Source organism: Streptomyces sp. GS7 (assembly GCF_009834125.1).
GTDB lineage: Bacteria > Actinomycetota > Actinomycetes > Streptomycetales > Streptomycetaceae > Streptomyces.
Window position 1 is genome coordinate 2266770 of record NZ_CP047146.1, and the last position, 16766, is coordinate 2283535.

At 73.2% G+C, this 16766-nt stretch carries 18 protein-coding genes; 12 read left to right on the forward strand and 6 right to left on the reverse strand.

Features of this window, described 5'->3' with window-relative positions:
* Positions 1-49 precede the first annotated feature (49 nt).
* Entirely contained in the window at positions 50-214 is a 165-nt protein-coding gene (locus GR130_RS39735; RefSeq protein WP_201304851.1) for a hypothetical protein, read from the reverse strand.
* Positions 215-484: 270 nt separating this feature from the next.
* Between GR130_RS39735 and GR130_RS09750 the strand changes: the two genes are divergently transcribed.
* From GR130_RS09750 to GR130_RS09765, 4 genes are all read left to right on the forward strand, one after another.
* Positions 485-1768 (forward strand): NYN domain-containing protein, encoded by a 1284-nt coding sequence (locus GR130_RS09750; protein WP_159504335.1) that lies wholly within the window; start codon positions 485-487, stop codon positions 1766-1768.
* A gap of 90 nt (positions 1769-1858) precedes the next feature.
* On the forward strand, positions 1859-2854 hold the full coding sequence (locus GR130_RS09755) for an ABC transporter ATP-binding protein (RefSeq protein WP_159509865.1): 996 nt from the start codon (positions 1859-1861) through the stop codon (positions 2852-2854).
* Positions 2855-3040: 186 nt separating this feature from the next.
* On the forward strand, positions 3041-3850 hold the full coding sequence (locus GR130_RS09760; RefSeq protein WP_159509866.1) for an ABC transporter permease: 810 nt from the start codon (positions 3041-3043) through the stop codon (positions 3848-3850).
* A 68-nt stretch (positions 3851-3918) separates the two neighbouring features.
* The gene (locus GR130_RS09765; protein ID WP_236572962.1) at positions 3919-4620 is read left to right on the forward strand and encodes an ABC transporter permease; all 702 of its coding nucleotides are present in this window, start codon (positions 3919-3921) and stop codon (positions 4618-4620) included.
* A gap of 205 nt (positions 4621-4825) precedes the next feature.
* On the opposite strand, the gene ybaK is transcribed toward GR130_RS09765, so the two are convergent.
* From ybaK to GR130_RS09780, 3 genes are all read right to left on the reverse strand, one after another.
* Positions 4826-5341: a Cys-tRNA(Pro) deacylase gene (ybaK, locus tag GR130_RS09770; protein ID WP_159504337.1), complete on the reverse strand. Its 516-nt coding sequence runs from the start codon at positions 5339-5341 to the stop codon at positions 4826-4828.
* A 95-nt stretch (positions 5342-5436) separates the two neighbouring features.
* A complete protein-coding gene (locus tag GR130_RS09775; protein ID WP_159504338.1) occupies positions 5437-6189 on the reverse strand; it encodes an LON peptidase substrate-binding domain-containing protein in 753 nt (250 codons plus the stop codon).
* Positions 6190-6247: 58 nt separating this feature from the next.
* A complete protein-coding gene (locus tag GR130_RS09780) occupies positions 6248-7849 on the reverse strand; it encodes an oxidoreductase (RefSeq protein WP_159504339.1) in 1602 nt (533 codons plus the stop codon).
* Positions 7850-8170: 321 nt separating this feature from the next.
* On the opposite strand from GR130_RS09780, the gene hisD reads away from it, so the two are divergent.
* Genes hisD through hisF form a run of 8 tightly spaced genes read left to right on the forward strand, consistent with a single transcriptional unit; the run spans position 8171 to position 13998 of the window.
* Positions 8171-9496, forward strand: a complete 1326-nt coding sequence (gene hisD, locus GR130_RS09785) for a histidinol dehydrogenase (protein ID WP_159504340.1) — start codon at positions 8171-8173, stop codon at positions 9494-9496.
* 26 nt (positions 9497-9522) lie between these two features.
* Complete coding sequence (locus GR130_RS09790; protein WP_159509867.1) at positions 9523-10656, forward strand: histidinol-phosphate transaminase; 1134 nt, start codon at positions 9523-9525, stop codon at positions 10654-10656.
* Positions 10653-11258, forward strand: coding sequence for an imidazoleglycerol-phosphate dehydratase HisB (hisB, locus tag GR130_RS09795; RefSeq protein ID WP_159504341.1), 606 nt, complete (start codon positions 10653-10655; stop codon positions 11256-11258). Before GR130_RS09790 ends, hisB begins: the two co-directional genes overlap by 4 nt.
* A complete protein-coding gene (locus tag GR130_RS39740; protein ID WP_201304852.1) occupies positions 11258-11422 on the forward strand; it encodes a hypothetical protein in 165 nt (54 codons plus the stop codon). Before hisB ends, GR130_RS39740 begins: the two co-directional genes overlap by 1 nt.
* Entirely contained in the window at positions 11419-12069 is a 651-nt protein-coding gene (gene hisH, locus GR130_RS09800) for an imidazole glycerol phosphate synthase subunit HisH (protein ID WP_159504342.1), read from the forward strand. The genes GR130_RS39740 and hisH overlap by 4 nt, the downstream gene beginning before the upstream one ends.
* Positions 12069-12803 carry a bifunctional 1-(5-phosphoribosyl)-5-((5-phosphoribosylamino)methylideneamino)imidazole-4-carboxamide isomerase/phosphoribosylanthranilate isomerase PriA gene (priA, locus tag GR130_RS09805; protein WP_159504343.1) on the forward strand — a complete coding sequence of 245 codons (735 nt, stop codon included), beginning with the start codon at positions 12069-12071 and terminating at the stop codon, positions 12801-12803. The genes hisH and priA overlap by 1 nt, the downstream gene beginning before the upstream one ends.
* A 22-nt stretch (positions 12804-12825) precedes the next feature.
* Complete coding sequence (locus GR130_RS09810; protein WP_159504344.1) at positions 12826-13236, forward strand: RidA family protein; 411 nt, start codon at positions 12826-12828, stop codon at positions 13234-13236.
* Between the two features lie 6 nt (positions 13237-13242).
* The gene (hisF, locus tag GR130_RS09815) at positions 13243-13998 is read left to right on the forward strand and encodes an imidazole glycerol phosphate synthase subunit HisF (RefSeq protein ID WP_159504345.1); all 756 of its coding nucleotides are present in this window, start codon (positions 13243-13245) and stop codon (positions 13996-13998) included.
* A gap of 45 nt (positions 13999-14043) precedes the next feature.
* On the opposite strand, the gene GR130_RS09820 is transcribed toward hisF, so the two are convergent.
* Together GR130_RS09820 and GR130_RS09825 are read right to left on the reverse strand one after the other, a co-directional pair.
* Positions 14044-14784: a succinate dehydrogenase/fumarate reductase iron-sulfur subunit gene (locus tag GR130_RS09820; RefSeq protein WP_159504346.1), complete on the reverse strand. Its 741-nt coding sequence runs from the start codon at positions 14782-14784 to the stop codon at positions 14044-14046.
* Positions 14781-16766 carry a fumarate reductase/succinate dehydrogenase flavoprotein subunit gene (locus GR130_RS09825; protein ID WP_159504347.1) on the reverse strand — a complete coding sequence of 662 codons (1986 nt, stop codon included), beginning with the start codon at positions 16764-16766 and terminating at the stop codon, positions 14781-14783. Before GR130_RS09825 ends, GR130_RS09820 begins: the two co-directional genes overlap by 4 nt.

A 16766-nucleotide genomic window follows, 5' to 3' on the forward strand; every position in this document is an offset into this window, starting at 1 on the left:
ACGTCACCTGCCGCACACGTCAGTTGGGACGCCGGCGGGCGCCGTGGTGTCAGTTGTGACCGAACTTCCGCTGGTGCTTGCGTGCGACGTCCGCCGGGCTGCCCTGAGCCTGCGAGTGGGAGATGGCCTCGATGGTCGACTTCTCCGACTGCTGCTGGCCGCGTTCGGGCTGGCTCTCCTTGGGCTGCTTCCGGTCCTTCTTGTTCTTGGCCATGATCGTGCCTCCTGAGGGGGATCCTGGGATCGGCCGGAATCAGACTTACACGCCGGACACATCCCTGCATTTCGGGCAATTACCCTGCGTAATAGCGACAGTTACGCGCCGTACGCGGAATCACCGCCGAATCCGCCACGCCGAAGATCGAGTTCGCGCAGATAACCCCCGTTTGGTCGGGCAGACTCGAAGGAAGCCGAAGAGAACTCGTGCCACGGGCCGAGCCGGGGGGCGACCGGTACTTCAGCACCTCACGGAAGAGGGTGGAACGTGGACCGCTGCGTCGTCCTGGTGGACGCCGGGTATTTGCTCGGTGCCGCCGCCAGCCTGCTCGCCGGAGAACCCGCCCGTTCCCGGATCACCGTCGACCACGCCGCCCTCATCCAGGGCCTGCGCCAGCGCGCCGAGGCGGACACCGAACGGCCGCTGCTGCGGATCTACTGGTTCGACGGCGCCCCCGACCGCGTCCCGCAGCCCGAGCACCGCCGGCTGCGGGTGATGCCCCGGGTCACCGTCCGGCTGGGCGCCCTGACCCGCAGCGACGGGCGCTGGGCGCAGAAGGGCGTGGACGCCGCCATGCACGCCGAGCTGACCGAACTCGCCCGCAACCGCGCCTGCTCCGACATCGTGCTGGTCACCGGCGACGGCGATCTGCTGCCCGGGCTGATGTCCGCCAAGGAGCACGGCGTCGCCGTCCACCTCTGGGCCGTCCAGGCGGCCGACGGGGACTACAACCAGTCGGAGGACCTGGTCGCCGAGGCCGACGAGCGGCGCGTACTGGACCGGACCTGGATCACCCGCGCGGTCCGCCCCAAGGAACTCGGCGGCCCGTGCGCCCCGCCGCCCGCCCCGCGCCCCGAGATCGCAGCGATCCTCTCCGCCCCGCTGCCCGAGTCCGCGGTGGCCGCGGCGGCCGCCGCGGCCGGGCCCGGCCCGGACCCCGACGCCGGCGGCCACGGCGGCACCAACGGCACCGCCCGGCCCGCGCCCGGCACCGGGCGCGAGGAGGGCGAGGCGGGCTCCGGCGCCTCGCGGGGCGTCCCCACACCCAAGGACCTGGCCGGACTCGGCCGGGCGCACGCCGCGGGGCAGGGCCCCGCCGGCAACGGCGGCCAGCCCGCCGCCACCCCCGCCGCGACCCTGCGCTGGTCCTCCGACAAGGGCTGGGTCGAGCGCGGCGGCCCGCTCGGGGAGCCCTCCGAGACCGCCCTGCTGCCCACCCTCGCCCAGCTCACCAGCGCCGAGCAGCGCTGGGCCGACCGGGAGGAGGACATCACCGCGGTCAGCGGCGACCCCTTCGAGGTCGGCCAGGTCTTCGCCCGCCGCTGGACCGAGCGGCTCTCCGAGACCGCCCACCTCCAGCAGCTCTCGACGGAGTACCCGCGCATCCCGCACCGCATCGACGGCGAACTGCTGCGCTACGCCGCCCGGTTCGGGCTGCTCGCCCACAAGGACGACCAGATCGACGAGCACGACCGGTACGCGATCCGGGCCGGTTTCTGGCGCGAGGTCGACCTCCGCACGGCCGCCGGACACGCCCCGGCCGCGGACTGACCGGTGCGCCCGGCGGCCCGCGCCGCCCGGCCCCGCGGGCCGGGCGCCGGGCGGGGCGGCGTACCCTCGTAGCTCGTGAAGACGGGCGCAATGCAGGTGGAGCGCGGCGTGCCGGTGTGCGCCGTGCGGGACCTGGTCAAGACCTACCCCGCGCTGCGCGGGCGGCGCGGCGCGGCGCAGGCGCCTGCGGTACGCGCCAGTGACGGCATCACCCTCGACGTACGGCGCGGCGAGATCTTCGGGCTGCTCGGGCCCAACGGCGCCGGCAAGTCCACCCTGGTCCGCCAGCTGACCGGGCTGCTGCGACCGGACTCCGGGAGCATCTCCGTACTGGGCCACGACCTGGTCCGCCACCCCGAGCGGGCCGCCCGGCTGCTCGGCTACCTGGGGCAGGAGTCCACCGCGCTCGACGAGCTGACCGTCGCCCTGGCCGTGGAGACCACCGGCCGGCTGCGCGGCCTGGGCACCCGCGAGGCGCGCGCAGAACGGGACGCGGTGATCGACGAGCTGGGCCTGGCGGACCTCGCCGGTCGGGCGCTGAAGAAGCTGTCCGGCGGGCAGCGGCGGCTGGCCTGCTTCGCCACCGCGCTGATCGGCGAACGGCCGCTGCTGGTGCTGGACGAGCCGACCACCGGGATGGACCCGGTCGCCCGGCGTGCCGTGTGGGCCGCGGTGGACCGCCGCCGGGCCGAGCGCGGCGCCACCGTCCTCCTGGTCACCCACAACGTCCTGGAGGCCGAGAGCGTGCTCGACCGGGTCGCGGTGATCGACCGCGGCCGGGTCATCGCCTGCGACACACCCGGCGGCCTGAAGGAACTGGTGGGGGAGGAGGTCCGGCTGGAGCTGGTCTGGCGGGACCGCCCCCCGCTCGACGTCCCCGAGATCGCCGCCCTCGGTGCCGCCGCCCGCACCTCCGGCCGCCGCTGGACCCTCCGCCTCCCCGCCGACCAGGCCCGCTCCGCGGTCACCGCGGTCACCACGGGCCCCGCCTTCGCGGCCCTCGACGACTTCACCCTGGCCACGCCGAGCCTGGAGGACGTGTACCTGGCGTTGGGCGGGCGCGCTGAAGGATTGGTGAAGGCGTGAGGGGCGTCGGCGGCCGGCCGGGGGTCCGGGGGTTGCCCCCGGGGGATGGCGGTCTGGCGCTGGGCGGGCGCGCGGAGGGGCTGGTGAAGGCGTGAGCGGTGCGGCGCGCGGCGGCGCGCGGTCCGGGCTCCCGGCGACGATGCCGGGACGGCGAGACGACGACGAGAGCTGGGTGACGACGTGAGTGTGGTTCCCGCGCAGGCGGTGGCCGGGGCCGGGGCGTGGCCGGACGACGGCCGCGCCGCCCCGCTGGCGCCGCGGGCCCGGCTGCTGCCCGCACTGGGCGCCGTCTACCGGGCCCAGCTCTCCCGGGCCCGGGTCGCCCGGATACCGCTGCTGTTCGTCGCCACCTTCCAGTCCGTCGGGATCATGGTGCTGCTGCGCGGTGTGGTCAGCGGCGGCGACGCGGCCCGGTCGGTGGTATCCGGCTCCGCCGTGCTGGTCGTCGCCTTCGTGGCGCTCAACCTGCTGGCGCAGTACTTCGGCCAGCTGCGGGCCGGCGGCGGGCTCGACCACTACGCGACGCTGCCGGTGCCGCCGGCCGCCGTGGTGCTCGGGGCGGCCGGCGCGTACGCCTCGTTCACGGTGCCGGGGACGGTGGCCACCGCGGTCGTCGGCTCGCTGCTCTTCCAGCTGCCGATGGCCCATCTGTGGGTGCTGGTCGCCGTCGTCCCGCTGTCGGGGGCGGCGCTGTCCGGTCTCGGCGCGGCCCTCGGGCTGCTCGCGCCGCGCCAGGAACTGGCCACCCTCGGCGGCCAGTTGGGCATGTCGGCGGCGCTGCTGCTGGGCGTGCTGCCGGCCGGGCGGATGCCCGAGGCGATCGGCTGGGCGCGCGATCTGCTGCCCTCGACCTACGGGGTGGAGGCGCTGGCGCACAGCTTCGCGCCGCGTCCCGACTGGTTCGAGGTCTGCGCCGACCTGGGCGTCTGCGCCGCCGTCGGGGTGCTCTCGCTGGCCGTCGCGACCTGGGCCTACCGCCGGGCGGCGGCCCGGTGACCGGCGCGACGGGCCCGACCGGGCCTCCTGCTGCCGGGGCCACGGCGCCGACCTGGCACGATGACGGGGTGACCGCACCGCAGACGCCTCCCGACGGCCAGCCGTCCGAAGTACCGCACCCGTCCGATCCGGGCCCCGACGCCGCACCGGCCGGCGGCGGCCCCGAACGCGCCCGCGAGCTGCGCGAGGGCGCGCTGATCGCGCTGCTGGTGGCGCTGAGCGGGGCGCTGCTGGGGGTGCTGTGGGCCTGGCTGGCGCCGCGCATCCCGCTGGTCGCGGACACCCACAACGTCTACCTCAAGAACACCGAGGGCGAGGAGGCGATCGGCGCGGACGGCACCTTCGTCCTGCTGGGCCTGGCCTTCGGCGTGGTGACCGCCGCCGCGGTCTTCTACTTCCGGCGGCGCGGCGGGATCCCGCTGGTGGTCTCGCTGGTCGTCGGCGGGCTGCTGGGCGCCGGGCTCGGCTGGCTGGTCGGGATGTGGCTGGGGCCCACGTCGGACGTGGTCGCGCACGCCCGGCAGGTCGGGCCCGGGGTGGTCTTCGACGGCCCGCTGCGGCTGCAGGCGAAGGGCGCGCTGCTGGCCTGGCCGATCGCGTCGATGCTGACGCTGCTGGCGCTGGTCGGGCTGTTCGGGCCGCGCGACCCGGAGCCGGAGTGGCCGGACTGGTCCGACCGGCCGCAGCAGGAGTCGCACCACGAGCCGCAGCAGGAGTCGCACCACGAGCCGCGGCAGGAGTCGCAGCAGGAGCCACCGGCCGGCGGTTGACGCCCGGCCGGTGGGTCCTTCCTCCAGGACGTGCCTGCCGTGCCTCAGGACGGCCGGCGCCCGTGATTGGCCCGGCCCTTCCTGATGCGCCACTTCCGCTTGCGGGTCCTCTTCGACATGGCGTGCCTCCTCCCCGGTCGTAGCCGAGGAATAGCGAAGGGAGGCCGTGCCGTAAAGGGCGTGCGCCGGCCATGTCCGGCGGCGGTCAGCCGCGGGCGATCGGCGCGATCCGCGCGTCCGTCAGCGCGACCAGGTCGTCCGGCGCCAGCTCGACCTCCAGGCCGCGCCGCCCCGCCGAGACGCATACCGTCGGCCGGCCCTGCGCCGAGGCGTCGACGACCGTGCGCAGCCGCCTGCGCTGGCCGAGCGGGGAGATCCCGCCCAGGACGTAGCCGGTGCTGCGCTCGGCGGCCGCCGGATCGGCCATCGCGGCCCGCTTGCCGCCCACCGCGGCGGCCAGCGCCTTCAGGTCGAGCGAGCCGGAGACCGGCACCACGGCGACCGTGAGGGTGCCGTCGACATCCGCGAGCAGCGTCTTGAACACCTGGTCGGGGGAGACCCCGAGCGCCTCGGCGGCCTCCTCGCCGTACGACGCGGCGGCCGGATCGTGCTCGTAGGCGTGCACCGTGAACGGGACCCCGGACGCGGCCAGCGCCACCGTCGCCGGGGTGCCGCCGGACTGCTGGCCGCTCTTCCTGCCCTGCTTCGTCTTCTTCGCCACCGCGGTGTCGCCTCACTCGTACGGAACCCGGACCCGGGAGCGCGCGACCGGCACCCCCGCGCTGTGCGGCCGCCCGGACTCCCGGCCGCCGCACGTCAGTTGGGGCTGGTCGGCTGCCGGGTCAGGTCCACGGCCGGCAGCGACGGGAGCTTATCGAGCAGCGCCGACTCGTGGCGAAGCAGCTTCAGCTCCTGCCCGAGCCGGGCCGCGGTGTCCGGCGCCTCCAGCAGCTGTTGCTTGGCGGGCACGTCCAGGACGGCCGCCGCGGCGACGAGGTACGACAGCACCGACGGGTCGGCGGGCAGGTCCTGGCCGCTGGACAGGGTCCGCTCGTGTGCCCAGGCCAGCCGCTTCTGGTACGTGCGGAAGGCCCGGACGACGCCCGACGCCAGCACGCCCGCGCCCTCGCCCTGGTCCTCCGCCAGCTCCGTCAGCTCGGCCGTCAGATACGGGCCGGAGGCGTCGACCGAGTGCAGCCGGAAGCGGGTGGTGCCGGTGGCCAGGACCTCGTAGCCGGGGTCGGAGCCGGATCCGGCGGACTTCTCCCGGATGGTCGCCGCGTCCGCGACGCAGCCGACGGCGTGGAACGCCCGGATCGGCTCGTCGCCGAAGCCCGCGGCCGGGCCGTCGCCGGCCGGGAGGGTGGCGTCCGGCAGTCCGGGCGCGGTGGGCGCGACCTCGCGGCCGTCCCGGATGGCGATCACCGCGAACCGGCGGTCGTCCTCGGGCGCGGCCTGGAGATCGCGCATCATCGCCCGGTACCGCGCCTCGAAGACGTTCAGCGGGAGCACCAGTCCCGGGAACAGCACCGAGTTGAGGGGGAAGAGCGGCAGGCGAACGGAGGTCACAGCCGGTAAGCCTAGAGCCTGCGGCGGCGCGGGCCACCACCCCGTCCCCGTACCGGTGCTATTGCCGTTGCAGCAGCCGGGACGCACCGGTCGCCATGGTCGTCGCCAGCACCCACCCTGCCAGGATCATCACCGCCGCCACCCACTGGGCGAGGCCGGCCGGCGCCCAGAGTTCGCCCTGATGGAGATCGACCAGCGGCAGCAGCAGATCCAGCGAGTAGAGGTACGGGTTCCAGTGCGGCGCCTCGTCGTGCTTGAGGAGCGGTGGAGGATAGGCGGAGAAGTACGCGGTGCCGATCGCCCACAGGACCGCCATCCACAGCGCGGCCCGCCCCGGCCGGTAGCCGTAGGCCACCGTCCAGTCCTGGAGGAACCCCCACGCCTTCGCCGCCAGCGGCAGCGTCTCGCGGCGCCGCCGTTGCTTGGCCAGCTGCACCTCCCGGGCGTCCGCGTCCTCGCCCATCGCGCGCAGCGAGGCGGCCAGCATCTCGTACGGCTCGGGCGCGTACTCGGGGGTCGCCGCGGCCACCCACTGGAGCCGCTGCGCGAGCGGGAAGTGGCCGCGCGGGATCAGCGTCTCGTAGGAGAAGCCGGCCATCATCAGCCCGCCCAGCCCCGGCCAGCTCGCCGACTTGTCGACGAGGTTGACGACCCGGGCGCCGGAGAGGATCACCCGGCCGCGCTGCGGGCGCTCGCCCAGGAACCGCAACTCCGGGGTGTGGATGCGGCGCAGCGACAGCTCCTGGTCGGACTCCATCACGAACCGGGCGTGCTCCAGGTCCACCGCGTCCCCGAACCGCCCGTCGTCCAGCCGCACCCCGCCCTCGCACTCGAAGCGCTGCATCCGCGTGCCGCGCGCGGGGGTGTGGGTGATGCCGTACGGGGGTGTGGCGCCGCTGGAGAACGGGGAGTTGGCCAGGCCGGCGGCGGTCAGGTACAGGGTGCGCTCGACGGTCAGCTGGGGGGCGTTCAGCGCCCGGCGGCCGAACGGATTGCTCAGGTGGCTGCCGCGCAGGCTCAGCGACACCCCCACGGTGGCGCCGCGCAGCGACAGCTCGCCGTGCGACTCCAGCATCTCGGCCTGGAGGTCCTGGCCGACGGTCATCCCGTCCGCCGTGATCGAGCGGCCCTGCCGGTCCTTGTGCACCACGGCCTGGTTGAGCATCAGGTCGGTGCCGATGTGCGCGTCCGTCAGCCTGATGCCGGACTGCACCACGCAGCGCGGCAGGTGCAGATCGCCCTCGGTGTGCAGCCGGGCCGCCTCCAGCCGGGGTATCGCGCAGTTCGCCATCCGCAGCGTGGTGAACCGGCTCTCCGGCAGCAGCACCTCCGCCTCGAAGCGGCAGTCCCGCAGCTCCACGAATGGCTTGATCGTGCCGCCCGCAAGGTCGAGAGTGTCCGTTATGTACGCACCGGTCAGCTTGAGTGCGGAGACCCGGCCGGGCTGCGCCGGCGGCCCGTCGAGCAGCAGCAGCGCCAGTATCCGGGCCCGTACCCGGCGCTCCGGGCCCCACAGATGCTGCCCGTGCGGATCGTCGCGGGACGCCTCGCGGGTGTGCAGATCGCAGGTACTGCCGTTGCGGAACGCCTGCCACATGCTCCATTCCGCCGAGGTCAGTCGCAGGTCGGCGGGCGCGTCGCCGTCCCTGGCTCCGGTCACGGTGGATCCCCCTTGCTGTGCGTGCCTGTGTGCCGTGCGATGCCGGTGTGTGCCGTGCCGCGTACCGTGCTGCGGCCCCGCGGGGCCGCACTACCTGTTCGGACGCATCCCGGCGGCCGTCTTCCCGCCCGCCCCACGGATGCCCCCCGTACGCCCGCACCGTCCCCTTGCCCGCCTCGTGACCGGTTGAACACGCGTGGTCAGGGCCAACTCCGGTCAACTTCGCGGGGCCGGGTCGCGGCGGTGCGCGCCGTGCGTCACTGCGTATCACTGAGTGATACGGCCGCTCGGCCCCGAGAGCGGGTCTGAGACACTGGTGGGGTGATCTCCCGAATCGACCTGCGCGGTGACGCCCTCCCCGAGGGCGGCGCCCTGCGCGACCTGCTGCCCCGTGCCGAGTTCGACGTGGAAGCCGCCCTGGAGAAAGTGCGGCCCATCTGCGAGGACGTACGCCATCGCGGCACCGCGGCGCTGATCGAGTACGCGCGGCGGTTCGACGGGGTCGAGATCGAGCGGGTGAAGGTCCCGGCCGAGGCGCTGCGCGACGCCCTCGCCGCGCTGGACCCGGCCGTGCGGGCCGCCCTGGAGGAGTCGATCCGGCGCGCCCGGATCGTCCACCGCGAGCAGCGCCGCAGCGACGTCACGACGCGGGTCGTCCCCGGCGGCACGGTCACCGAGCGCTGGGTCCCGGTCGAGCGGGTCGGGCTGTACGTGCCCGGCGGCCGGTCGGTGTACCCCTCCTCCGTCGTCATGAACGTGGTCCCGGCGCAGGAGGCCGGCGTCGAGTCGCTGGCCGTGGCCTCCCCGCCGCAGGCGGAGTTCGGCGGCCTGCCGCACCCGACGATCCTGGCCGCCTGCGCCCTCCTCGGCGTGGACGAGGTCTACGCCGCCGGCGGCGCCCAGGCCATCGCGATGTTCGCGTACGGCACCGACGAGTGCGCCCCGGCCAACCTCGTCACCGGCCCCGGCAACATCTACGTCGCCGCCGCCAAGCGCCTCCTCAAGGGCCGGATCGGCATCGACTCCGAGGCCGGGCCCACCGAGATCGCCATCCTCGCCGACGACACCGCCGACCCGGTGCACCTCGCCGCCGACCTGATCAGCCAGGCCGAGCACGACCCGATGGCCGCCGCCGTGCTGGTCACCGACTCGGCGGAGCTGGCCGAGCGCACCGAGAAGGAGCTGCGGCCGCAGATCGCGGCCACCAAGCACACCGAGGACCGGATCGTGCCGGCACTCTCCGGCCGGCAGTCCGCGATCGTCCTCGTCGACGGCCTGGACGCCGGCCTGAAGGTCGTGGACGCGTACGGCGCCGAGCACCTGGAGATCCAGACCGCCGACGCCGCCGCGGTCGCCGCCCGGGTCCGCAACGCCGGCGCGATCTTCGTCGGCCCGCACTCCCCGGTGTCGCTCGGCGACTACTGCGCCGGCTCCAACCACGTCCTGCCCACCGGCGGCTGCGCCTGCCACTCCTCCGGGCTGTCGGTGCAGTCGTTCCTGCGCGGCATCCACGTCGTGGACTACTCGCGCGAGGCGCTGGCCGAGGTCGCCCACCATGTGGTGACCCTCGCCGAGGCCGAGGACCTCCCGGCCCACGGCGCGGCGGTGAAGGCAAGGTTCGGCTGGACGGTCCCCCAGAGCAAGTGAGCACGTACGTGACGAAGAACACCCCCGTGTCCAGGATGGACGAGCTCCCCATCCGGGACGAGCTGCGCGGCAAGTCCCCTTACGGCGCGCCGCAGTTGGACGTCCCGGTGCGCCTCAACACCAACGAGAACCCCTACCCGCTCCCCGAGCCGCTGGTCCGGCGGATCGCCGAGCGGGTCACCGAAGCCGCCCGGCAGCTGAACCGCTACCCCGACCGGGACGCGGTCGAGCTGCGCACCGCGCTGGCCGGCTACCTCACCCGCACCGCCGGCCATGAGGTCACCGCCGCCCAGGTCTGGGCCGCCAACGGCTCCAACGAGATCATCCAGCAGCTGCTCCAGACCTTCGGCGGCCCCGGCCGCACCGCCATCGGGTTCGAGCCCTCGTACTCCATGCACGGGCTGATCTCGCGCGGCACCGGCACCGGCTGGATCTCCGGACCGCGGTGCGACGACTTCACCATCGACGTCGAGGCGGCGAAGGCGGCCATCGCCGAGCGCAAGCCCGACGTGGTCTTCATCTGCTCGCCGAACAACCCGACCGGCACCGCCGTCGAGGCGGACACCGTCCTGGCGCTGTACGAGGCCGCACAGGCCGCCAGGGCGGACTCGGCCGGGGCGCTGGTCGTCGTCGACGAGGCGTACGGCGAGTTCAGCCACCGCCCCTCGCTGCTGCCGCTGATCGAGGGCCGGCCGAACCTGGTGCTCTCCCGGACGATGTCCAAGGCGTTCGGCGCCGCCGGGCTGCGGCTGGGCTATCTGGCCGCCGACCCCGCCGTGGTCGACGCCGTCCAGCTGGTCCGGCTGCCGTACCACCTCTCGTCCGTCACCCAGGCCACCGCGCTCGCCGCCCTGGAGCACACCGACACACTCCTGAAGTACGTCGAGCAGCTCAAGAGCGAGCGGGACCGCCTGGTCGACGAACTGCGGGCGATCGGCTGCCAGGTCGTCGCCTCGGACGCCAACTTCGTCCAGTTCGGCCTCTTCGACGACGCGCACGCCGTCTGGCAGGCGCTCCTCGACCACGGCGTACTCGTCCGTGACAACGGCGTACCGGGCTGGCTGCGGGTCACCGCCGGCACCCCGGCCGAGAACGACGCGTTCCTCGACGCGGTTCGCACGGTGTGGAAAGAACGCATCCTGAAGGAGAACAAGCGATGAGCGGGGCCACCGCCCGCGTGGGGCGCGTGGAGCGCACCACCAAGGAGACGACGGTTCTGGTCGAGATCGACCTCGACGGCACGGGCCAGGTCGACGTGTCGACCGGTGTCGGCTTCTACGACCACATGCTCGACCAGCTCGGCCGGCACGGCCTCTTCGACCTCAAGGTCAAGACCGACGGCGATCTGCACATCGACACCCACCACACCATCGAGGACACCGCCCTCGCGCTGGGTGCCGCCTTCAAGCAGGCCCTCGGCGACAAGGTCGGCATCTACCGCTTCGGCAACTGCACCGTCCCGCTGGACGAGTCGCTCGCCCAGGTCACTGTCGACCTCTCCGGCCGCCCGTACCTGGTGCACACCGAGCCGGAGCACATGGCGCCGATGATAGGCACCTACGACACGACGATGACCCGGCACATCTTCGAGTCCTTCGTCGCCCAGGCGCAGATCGCGCTGCACATCCACGTGCCCTACGGGCGCAACGCCCACCACATCGTGGAGTGCCAGTTCAAGGCGCTGGCCCGGGCCCTGCGCTACGCCAGCGAGCGCGACCCGCGCGCCGCCGGCATCCTTCCTTCGACGAAGGGCGCCCTCTGATGAACGGCCTGTCCACCGTCTTCATCCTCGTGGGCCTCTTCCTCGTCGGCGGGGTCTACTCCTTCTGGAAGCAGAAGCTGCCCAAGAGCGTCATCACGCTCATGGCCATCGCCTCCGGGATGTGCCTGGTCGCCGGTGTGATGCGGCTGGGGGTGTGGAATTGACCGCCTCGGCACCCCGTAAGAAGGTCGTCGTCTTCGACTACGGCTTCGGCAACATCCGGTCCGCCGAGCGCGCCCTGGCCCATGTCGGCGCGGACGTGGAGGTCACCCGCGACTACGACACGGCCATGAAGGCCGACGGGCTGCTGGTCCCCGGCGTCGGCGCGTTCGCCGCCTGCATGCGCGGTCTCAAGGAGGCCCGCGGTGACTGGATCGTGGGCCGCCGGCTGTCCGGCGGCCGTCCGGTGATGGGTATCTGCGTCGGGATGCAGATCCTCTTCGGCCGCGGCATCGAGCACGGTGTGGAGACCGAGGGCCTGGACGAGTGGCCCGGCACGGTCGGCCCGCTCAAGGCCGAGGTCGTCCCGCACATGGGCTGGAACACCGTCCGCGCCGCCGAGGGCTCGCGGCTCTTCGCCGGGCTGCCCGCCGACGCCCGCTACTACTTCGTGCACTCCTACGCGGTCCACGACTGGGAGCTGGAGGTCGGCAGCACCAGTATCGCCGCGCCGAAGGTCACCTGGGCCACCCACGGGGAGCCGTTCGTGGCCGCGGTCGAGAACGGCCCGCTGTGGGCCACCCAGTTCCACCCCGAGAAGTCCGGCGACGCCGGCGCCCAGCTCCTGACCAACTGGATCGAGACCCTGTGATGTCCCCCTCCGCGAAGCAGCTCGAACTCCTCCCCGCAGTGGACGTCCGCGACGGCCAGGCGGTCCGCCTGGTGCACGGCGAGTCCGGCTCCGAGACCTCCTACGGCGACCCGCTCCAGGCCGCTCTCACCTGGCAGCGGGCCGGCGCCGAATGGCTGCACCTGGTCGACCTGGACGCCGCGTTCGGCACCGGCGACAACCGTGCGCAGATCGCCGAGGTCGCCCGCTCCATGGACATCAAGGTGGAGCTGTCCGGCGGTATCCGCGACGACGACTCGCTGGCCGCCGCCCTGGCGACCGGCTGCACCCGCGTCAACATCGGCACCGCCGCGCTGGAGGACCCCGACTGGGTCGCCAAGATCATCGCCGAGTACGGCGACCGGATCGCGGTCGGCCTGGACGTGCGCGGCACGACCCTGCGCGGACGCGGCTGGACCCGCGACGGCGGCGACCTCTACGAGACGCTGGCCCGCCTGGACTCCGAGGGCTGCGCCCGCTACGTCGTCACCGACATCAACAAGGACGGCACCCTCCAGGGCCCCAACCTGGAACTCCTCAAGAACGTCTGCGCGGCCACCGACCGCCCGGTCGTCGCCTCCGGCGGCGTCTCCTCCCTGGACGACCTGCGGGCGATCGCGACCCTGGTGCCGGAGGGTGTCGAGGGCGCCATCGTCGGCAAGGCGCTCTACGCGAAGGCGTTCACCCTGGAAGAGGCACTGGCAGCAGTGTCGTAACGGTCAACGGGAAGGCGGCGTCATGACCATCGAGCGCGTACGGACCGACAGTCCCTGGGAAGAGACCCTTGGCTTCGCGCGCGCCGTGGCGGCCGGCGACCGCGTCCTGGTCGCCGGCACCCTGCCGCTGGTCGGCGGCGTCCTCCAAGGGGAGGGCGACCCCTACGTCCAGACCAGGGTCGCCTTCGGCAACGCGCTGGCGGCGCTCAAACCCTTCGGCCTGGGCGCCGCGGACGTGCTGCGCACCCGTGTGTACCTGACCCACCTGCGCGATGTGGACGCGGCCGGCCGCGCCCACCGCGAGCTCTTCGAGGCCGCGCCGCCCGCCGCGACCATGGTCGTGGTCTCCGGCTTCGTCGACTCCCGCGTACTCGTCGAAGTAGAACTAGAAGCCTTCCGGGACGCGTCCCGGGAAACTGTCAGAGAGGGCTGAACCGACATGACCCTGGCGGTCCGCGTCATCCCCTGCCTGGACGTCGACAACGGCCGCGTCGTCAAGGGCGTCAACTTCCAGAACCTGCGCGACGCGGGCGACCCCGTCGAGATGGCGAAGGTCTACGGCCAGGAGGGCGCCGACGAGTTGACCTTCCTCGACATCACCGCCTCCTCCGGCAACCGCGAGACGACCTACGACGTCGTCCGGCGCACCGCCGAGCAGGTCTTCATCCCGCTCACCGTCGGCGGCGGCGTCCGCACGGCCGAGGACGTCGACCGGCTGCTGCGCGCCGGCGCCGACAAGGTCGGCGTCAACACCGCCGCGATCGCCCGCCCCGACCTGATCCGGGAGATCGCCGAACGCTTCGGCAGCCAGGTGCTGGTGCTCTCCGTCGACGCCCGCCGCACCGCCGCGGGCTCCTTCGAGGTCACCACCCACGGCGGTCGCCGCTCGGCCGGCATCGACGCCGTCGAGTGGGCGCACCGCGCCGCCGAGCTGGGCGCCGGCGAGATCCTGCTCAACTCCATGGACGCCGACGGCACCAAGGACGGCTACGACGTGGAGATGATCGAGGCGGTCCGCAGGCACGTCTCCGTGCCGGTCATCGCCTCCGGCGGCGCCGGAAAGCTCGGCGACTTCGCCCCGGCGGTCGCCGCCGGCGCCGACGCGGTGCTGGCCGCCTCCGTCTTCCACTTCGGCGACCTGCGCATCGGCCAGGTCAAGGAGGCCCTGCGCGAGGCGGGGCACCCGGTCCGCTGAAGGACCGCCGGGCCGGGCCCGTCCAGCACGGCCCGGCCCCGCCGGTCAGCGCTTCCGGGCCGCCCGGACGAACTCCCGGTTCATCGTCGCGATGCTGAAGAGCGGTATGCCCTTCGGGCAGGCGGTGGCGCATTCGCCGGTGTTGGTGCAGCCGCCGAAGCCCTCGGCGTCCATCTGGCCGACCATGTCCAGGACCCGGGACTCCCGCTCCGGGGCGCCCTGCGGCAGCGAGTTGAGATGGACGACCTTGGCGGAGGTGAAGAGCATCGCCGAGCCGTTGGGGCAGGCCGCCACGCACGCGCCGCAGCCGATGCACTCGGCGTGCTCGAAGGCGGTGTCGGCGGCCGGCTTGGGGACGGCGGTGGCGTGCGCCTCGGGGGCGGAGCCGGTGGGCGCGGTGATGTAGCCGCCGGACTGGATGATCCGGTCGAAGGCGGAGCGGTCGACGACCAGGTCCTTGACGACCGGGAAGGCCGCGGCGCGCCAGGGCTCGATGTCGATGGTGTCGCCGTCGGAGAACGACCGCATGTGCAGCTGGCAGGTGGTGGTCCGCTCCGGCCCGTGGGCGTCGCCGTTGATGACCAGGCTGCACGCGCCGCAGATCCCCTCGCGGCAGTCGTGGTCGAAGGCGACCGGATCGTCACCGTCCAGGATCAGCCGCTCGTTGAGGGTGTCGAGCATTTCGAGGAACGACATGTCCGGCGAGACGCCGTCGACCTCGTAGGGGGTCATGGTGCCGGGGGCGGCGGCGTTCTTCTGGCGCCAGACGCGCAGGGTGAGCCTCATGCGTAGCTCCGCTGAGTGGGGTGGACGTACTCGAAGACCAGGTCTTCCTTGTGGAGGGTGGGGGCCGCGCCGGTCCCGGTGCCGTGCTCACCCGGGGGGCGATCCCCGGACCCCCCGTATTCCCAGGCCGCGACGTAGGAGAACGCCTCGTCGTCGCGGGCGGCCTCGCCGTCCGGGGTCTGGGACTCCTCACGGAAGTGGCCGCCGCAGGACTCGGCGCGGTGCAGGGCGTCGAGGCACATCAGCTCGGCGAGCTCCAGGTAGTCGACGACGCGGTTCGCCTTCTCCAGCGACTGGTTGAACTCCTGGCCCGTACCGGGCACCTTGATGCGGCGCCAGAACTCCTCGCGGATCTGCGGGATCCGGTCGAGGGCCTTGCGCAGCCCCTGGTCGGTGCGGGCCATCCCGCAGTACTCCCACAGGAGTTCGCCGAGTTCGCGGTGGAAGGAGTCGGGGGTGCGGTCGCCGTCGACGGCGAGCAGCAGGTTGAGCCGGTCCTCGGTCTCGGCCAGCACCTCCCGGACCACCGGGTGCTCGGCGGTGACGGCCTCCTGACGCGGGTGGCGCGCCAGGTAGTCGTTGATCGTGGAGGGGAGGACGAAGTAGCCGTCGGCCAGGCCCTGCATCAGCGCGCTCGCGCCCAGGCGGTTGGCGCCGTGGTCGGAGAAGTTGGCCTCGCCGACCGCGAACAGGCCCGGGATCGTGGTCTGGAGGTCGTAGTCGACCCACAGCCCGCCCATGGTGTAGTGCACGGCCGGGTAGATCCGCATCGGGACCGTGTACGGGTCCTCGGCGGTGATCCGGGCGTACATGTCGAAGAGGTTGCCGTACCTGGCCTCCACGGCCTTGCGGCCCATCCGCGCGATGGCGTCGGCGAAGTCGAGGTAGACGCCCTGGCCCCCGGGCCCGACACCACGGCCCTCGTCGCAGACGTTCTTCGCCGCGCGGGAGGCGATGTCGCGCGGGACGAGGTTGCCGAACGACGGGTAGATCCGCTCCAGGTAGTAGTCCCGCTCGTCCTCGGGGATCTCGGCCGGCGGGCGGCTGTCGCCCTGCGCCTTCGGGACCCAGATGCGGCCGTCGTTGCGCAGCGACTCGCTCATCAGCGTCAGCTTGGACTGGTGGTCGCCGGTGCGCGGGATGCAGGTCGGGTGGATCTGGGTGAAGCAGGGGTTGGCGAAGTACGCGCCACGGCGGTGCGCCCGCCAGATGGCCGTGGCGTTGGAGTTCATGGCGTTCGTCGACAGGTAGAAGACGTTGCCGTAGCCGCCGGACGCCAGCACCACCGCGTCCGCGACGTACGAGGTGATCTCGCCGGTGACCAGGTCGCGGGCGACGATGCCGCGGGCCCGGCCGTCGACGACGATCAGGTCGAGCATCTCGGTACGGGGGTGCAGCCGGACGGTGCCGGCCGCGATCTGCTGGGAGAGCGCCTGGTAGGCGCCGAGCAGCAGCTGCTGCCCGGTCTGGCCGCGGGCGTAGAAGGTACGGGAGACCTGGACGCCGCCGAACGAGCGGGTGTCCAGCAGCCCGCCGTACTCCCGGGCGAACGGCACGCCCTGGGCCACGCACTGGTCGATGATCTCGACGGAGATCTGCGCGAGCCGGTGCACGTTGGACTCGCGGGCGCGGAAGTCGCCGCCCTTGACGGTGTCGTAGAACAGCCGGTGGACGGAGTCGCCGTCGTTGCGGTAGTTCTTCGCGGCGTTGATGCCGCCCTGCGCGGCGATGGAGTGCGCCCGGCGCGGCGAGTCCTGGTAGCAGAACTGCTCGACGTGGTAGCCCTGTTCGGCGAGCGTGGCGCCGGCCGCGCCGCCCGCCAGGCCGGTGCCGACGACGATCACCGTGTGCTTGCGGCGGTTGGCCGGGTTGACCAGCTTCGCCTCGAAGCGGCGGGTGTCCCAGCGCTCGTGGACCGGCCCGGCGGGCGCCTTGGTGTCGGCGACCGGCGCGCCGGTCGCGTAGTCGGTGTACGAACTCAT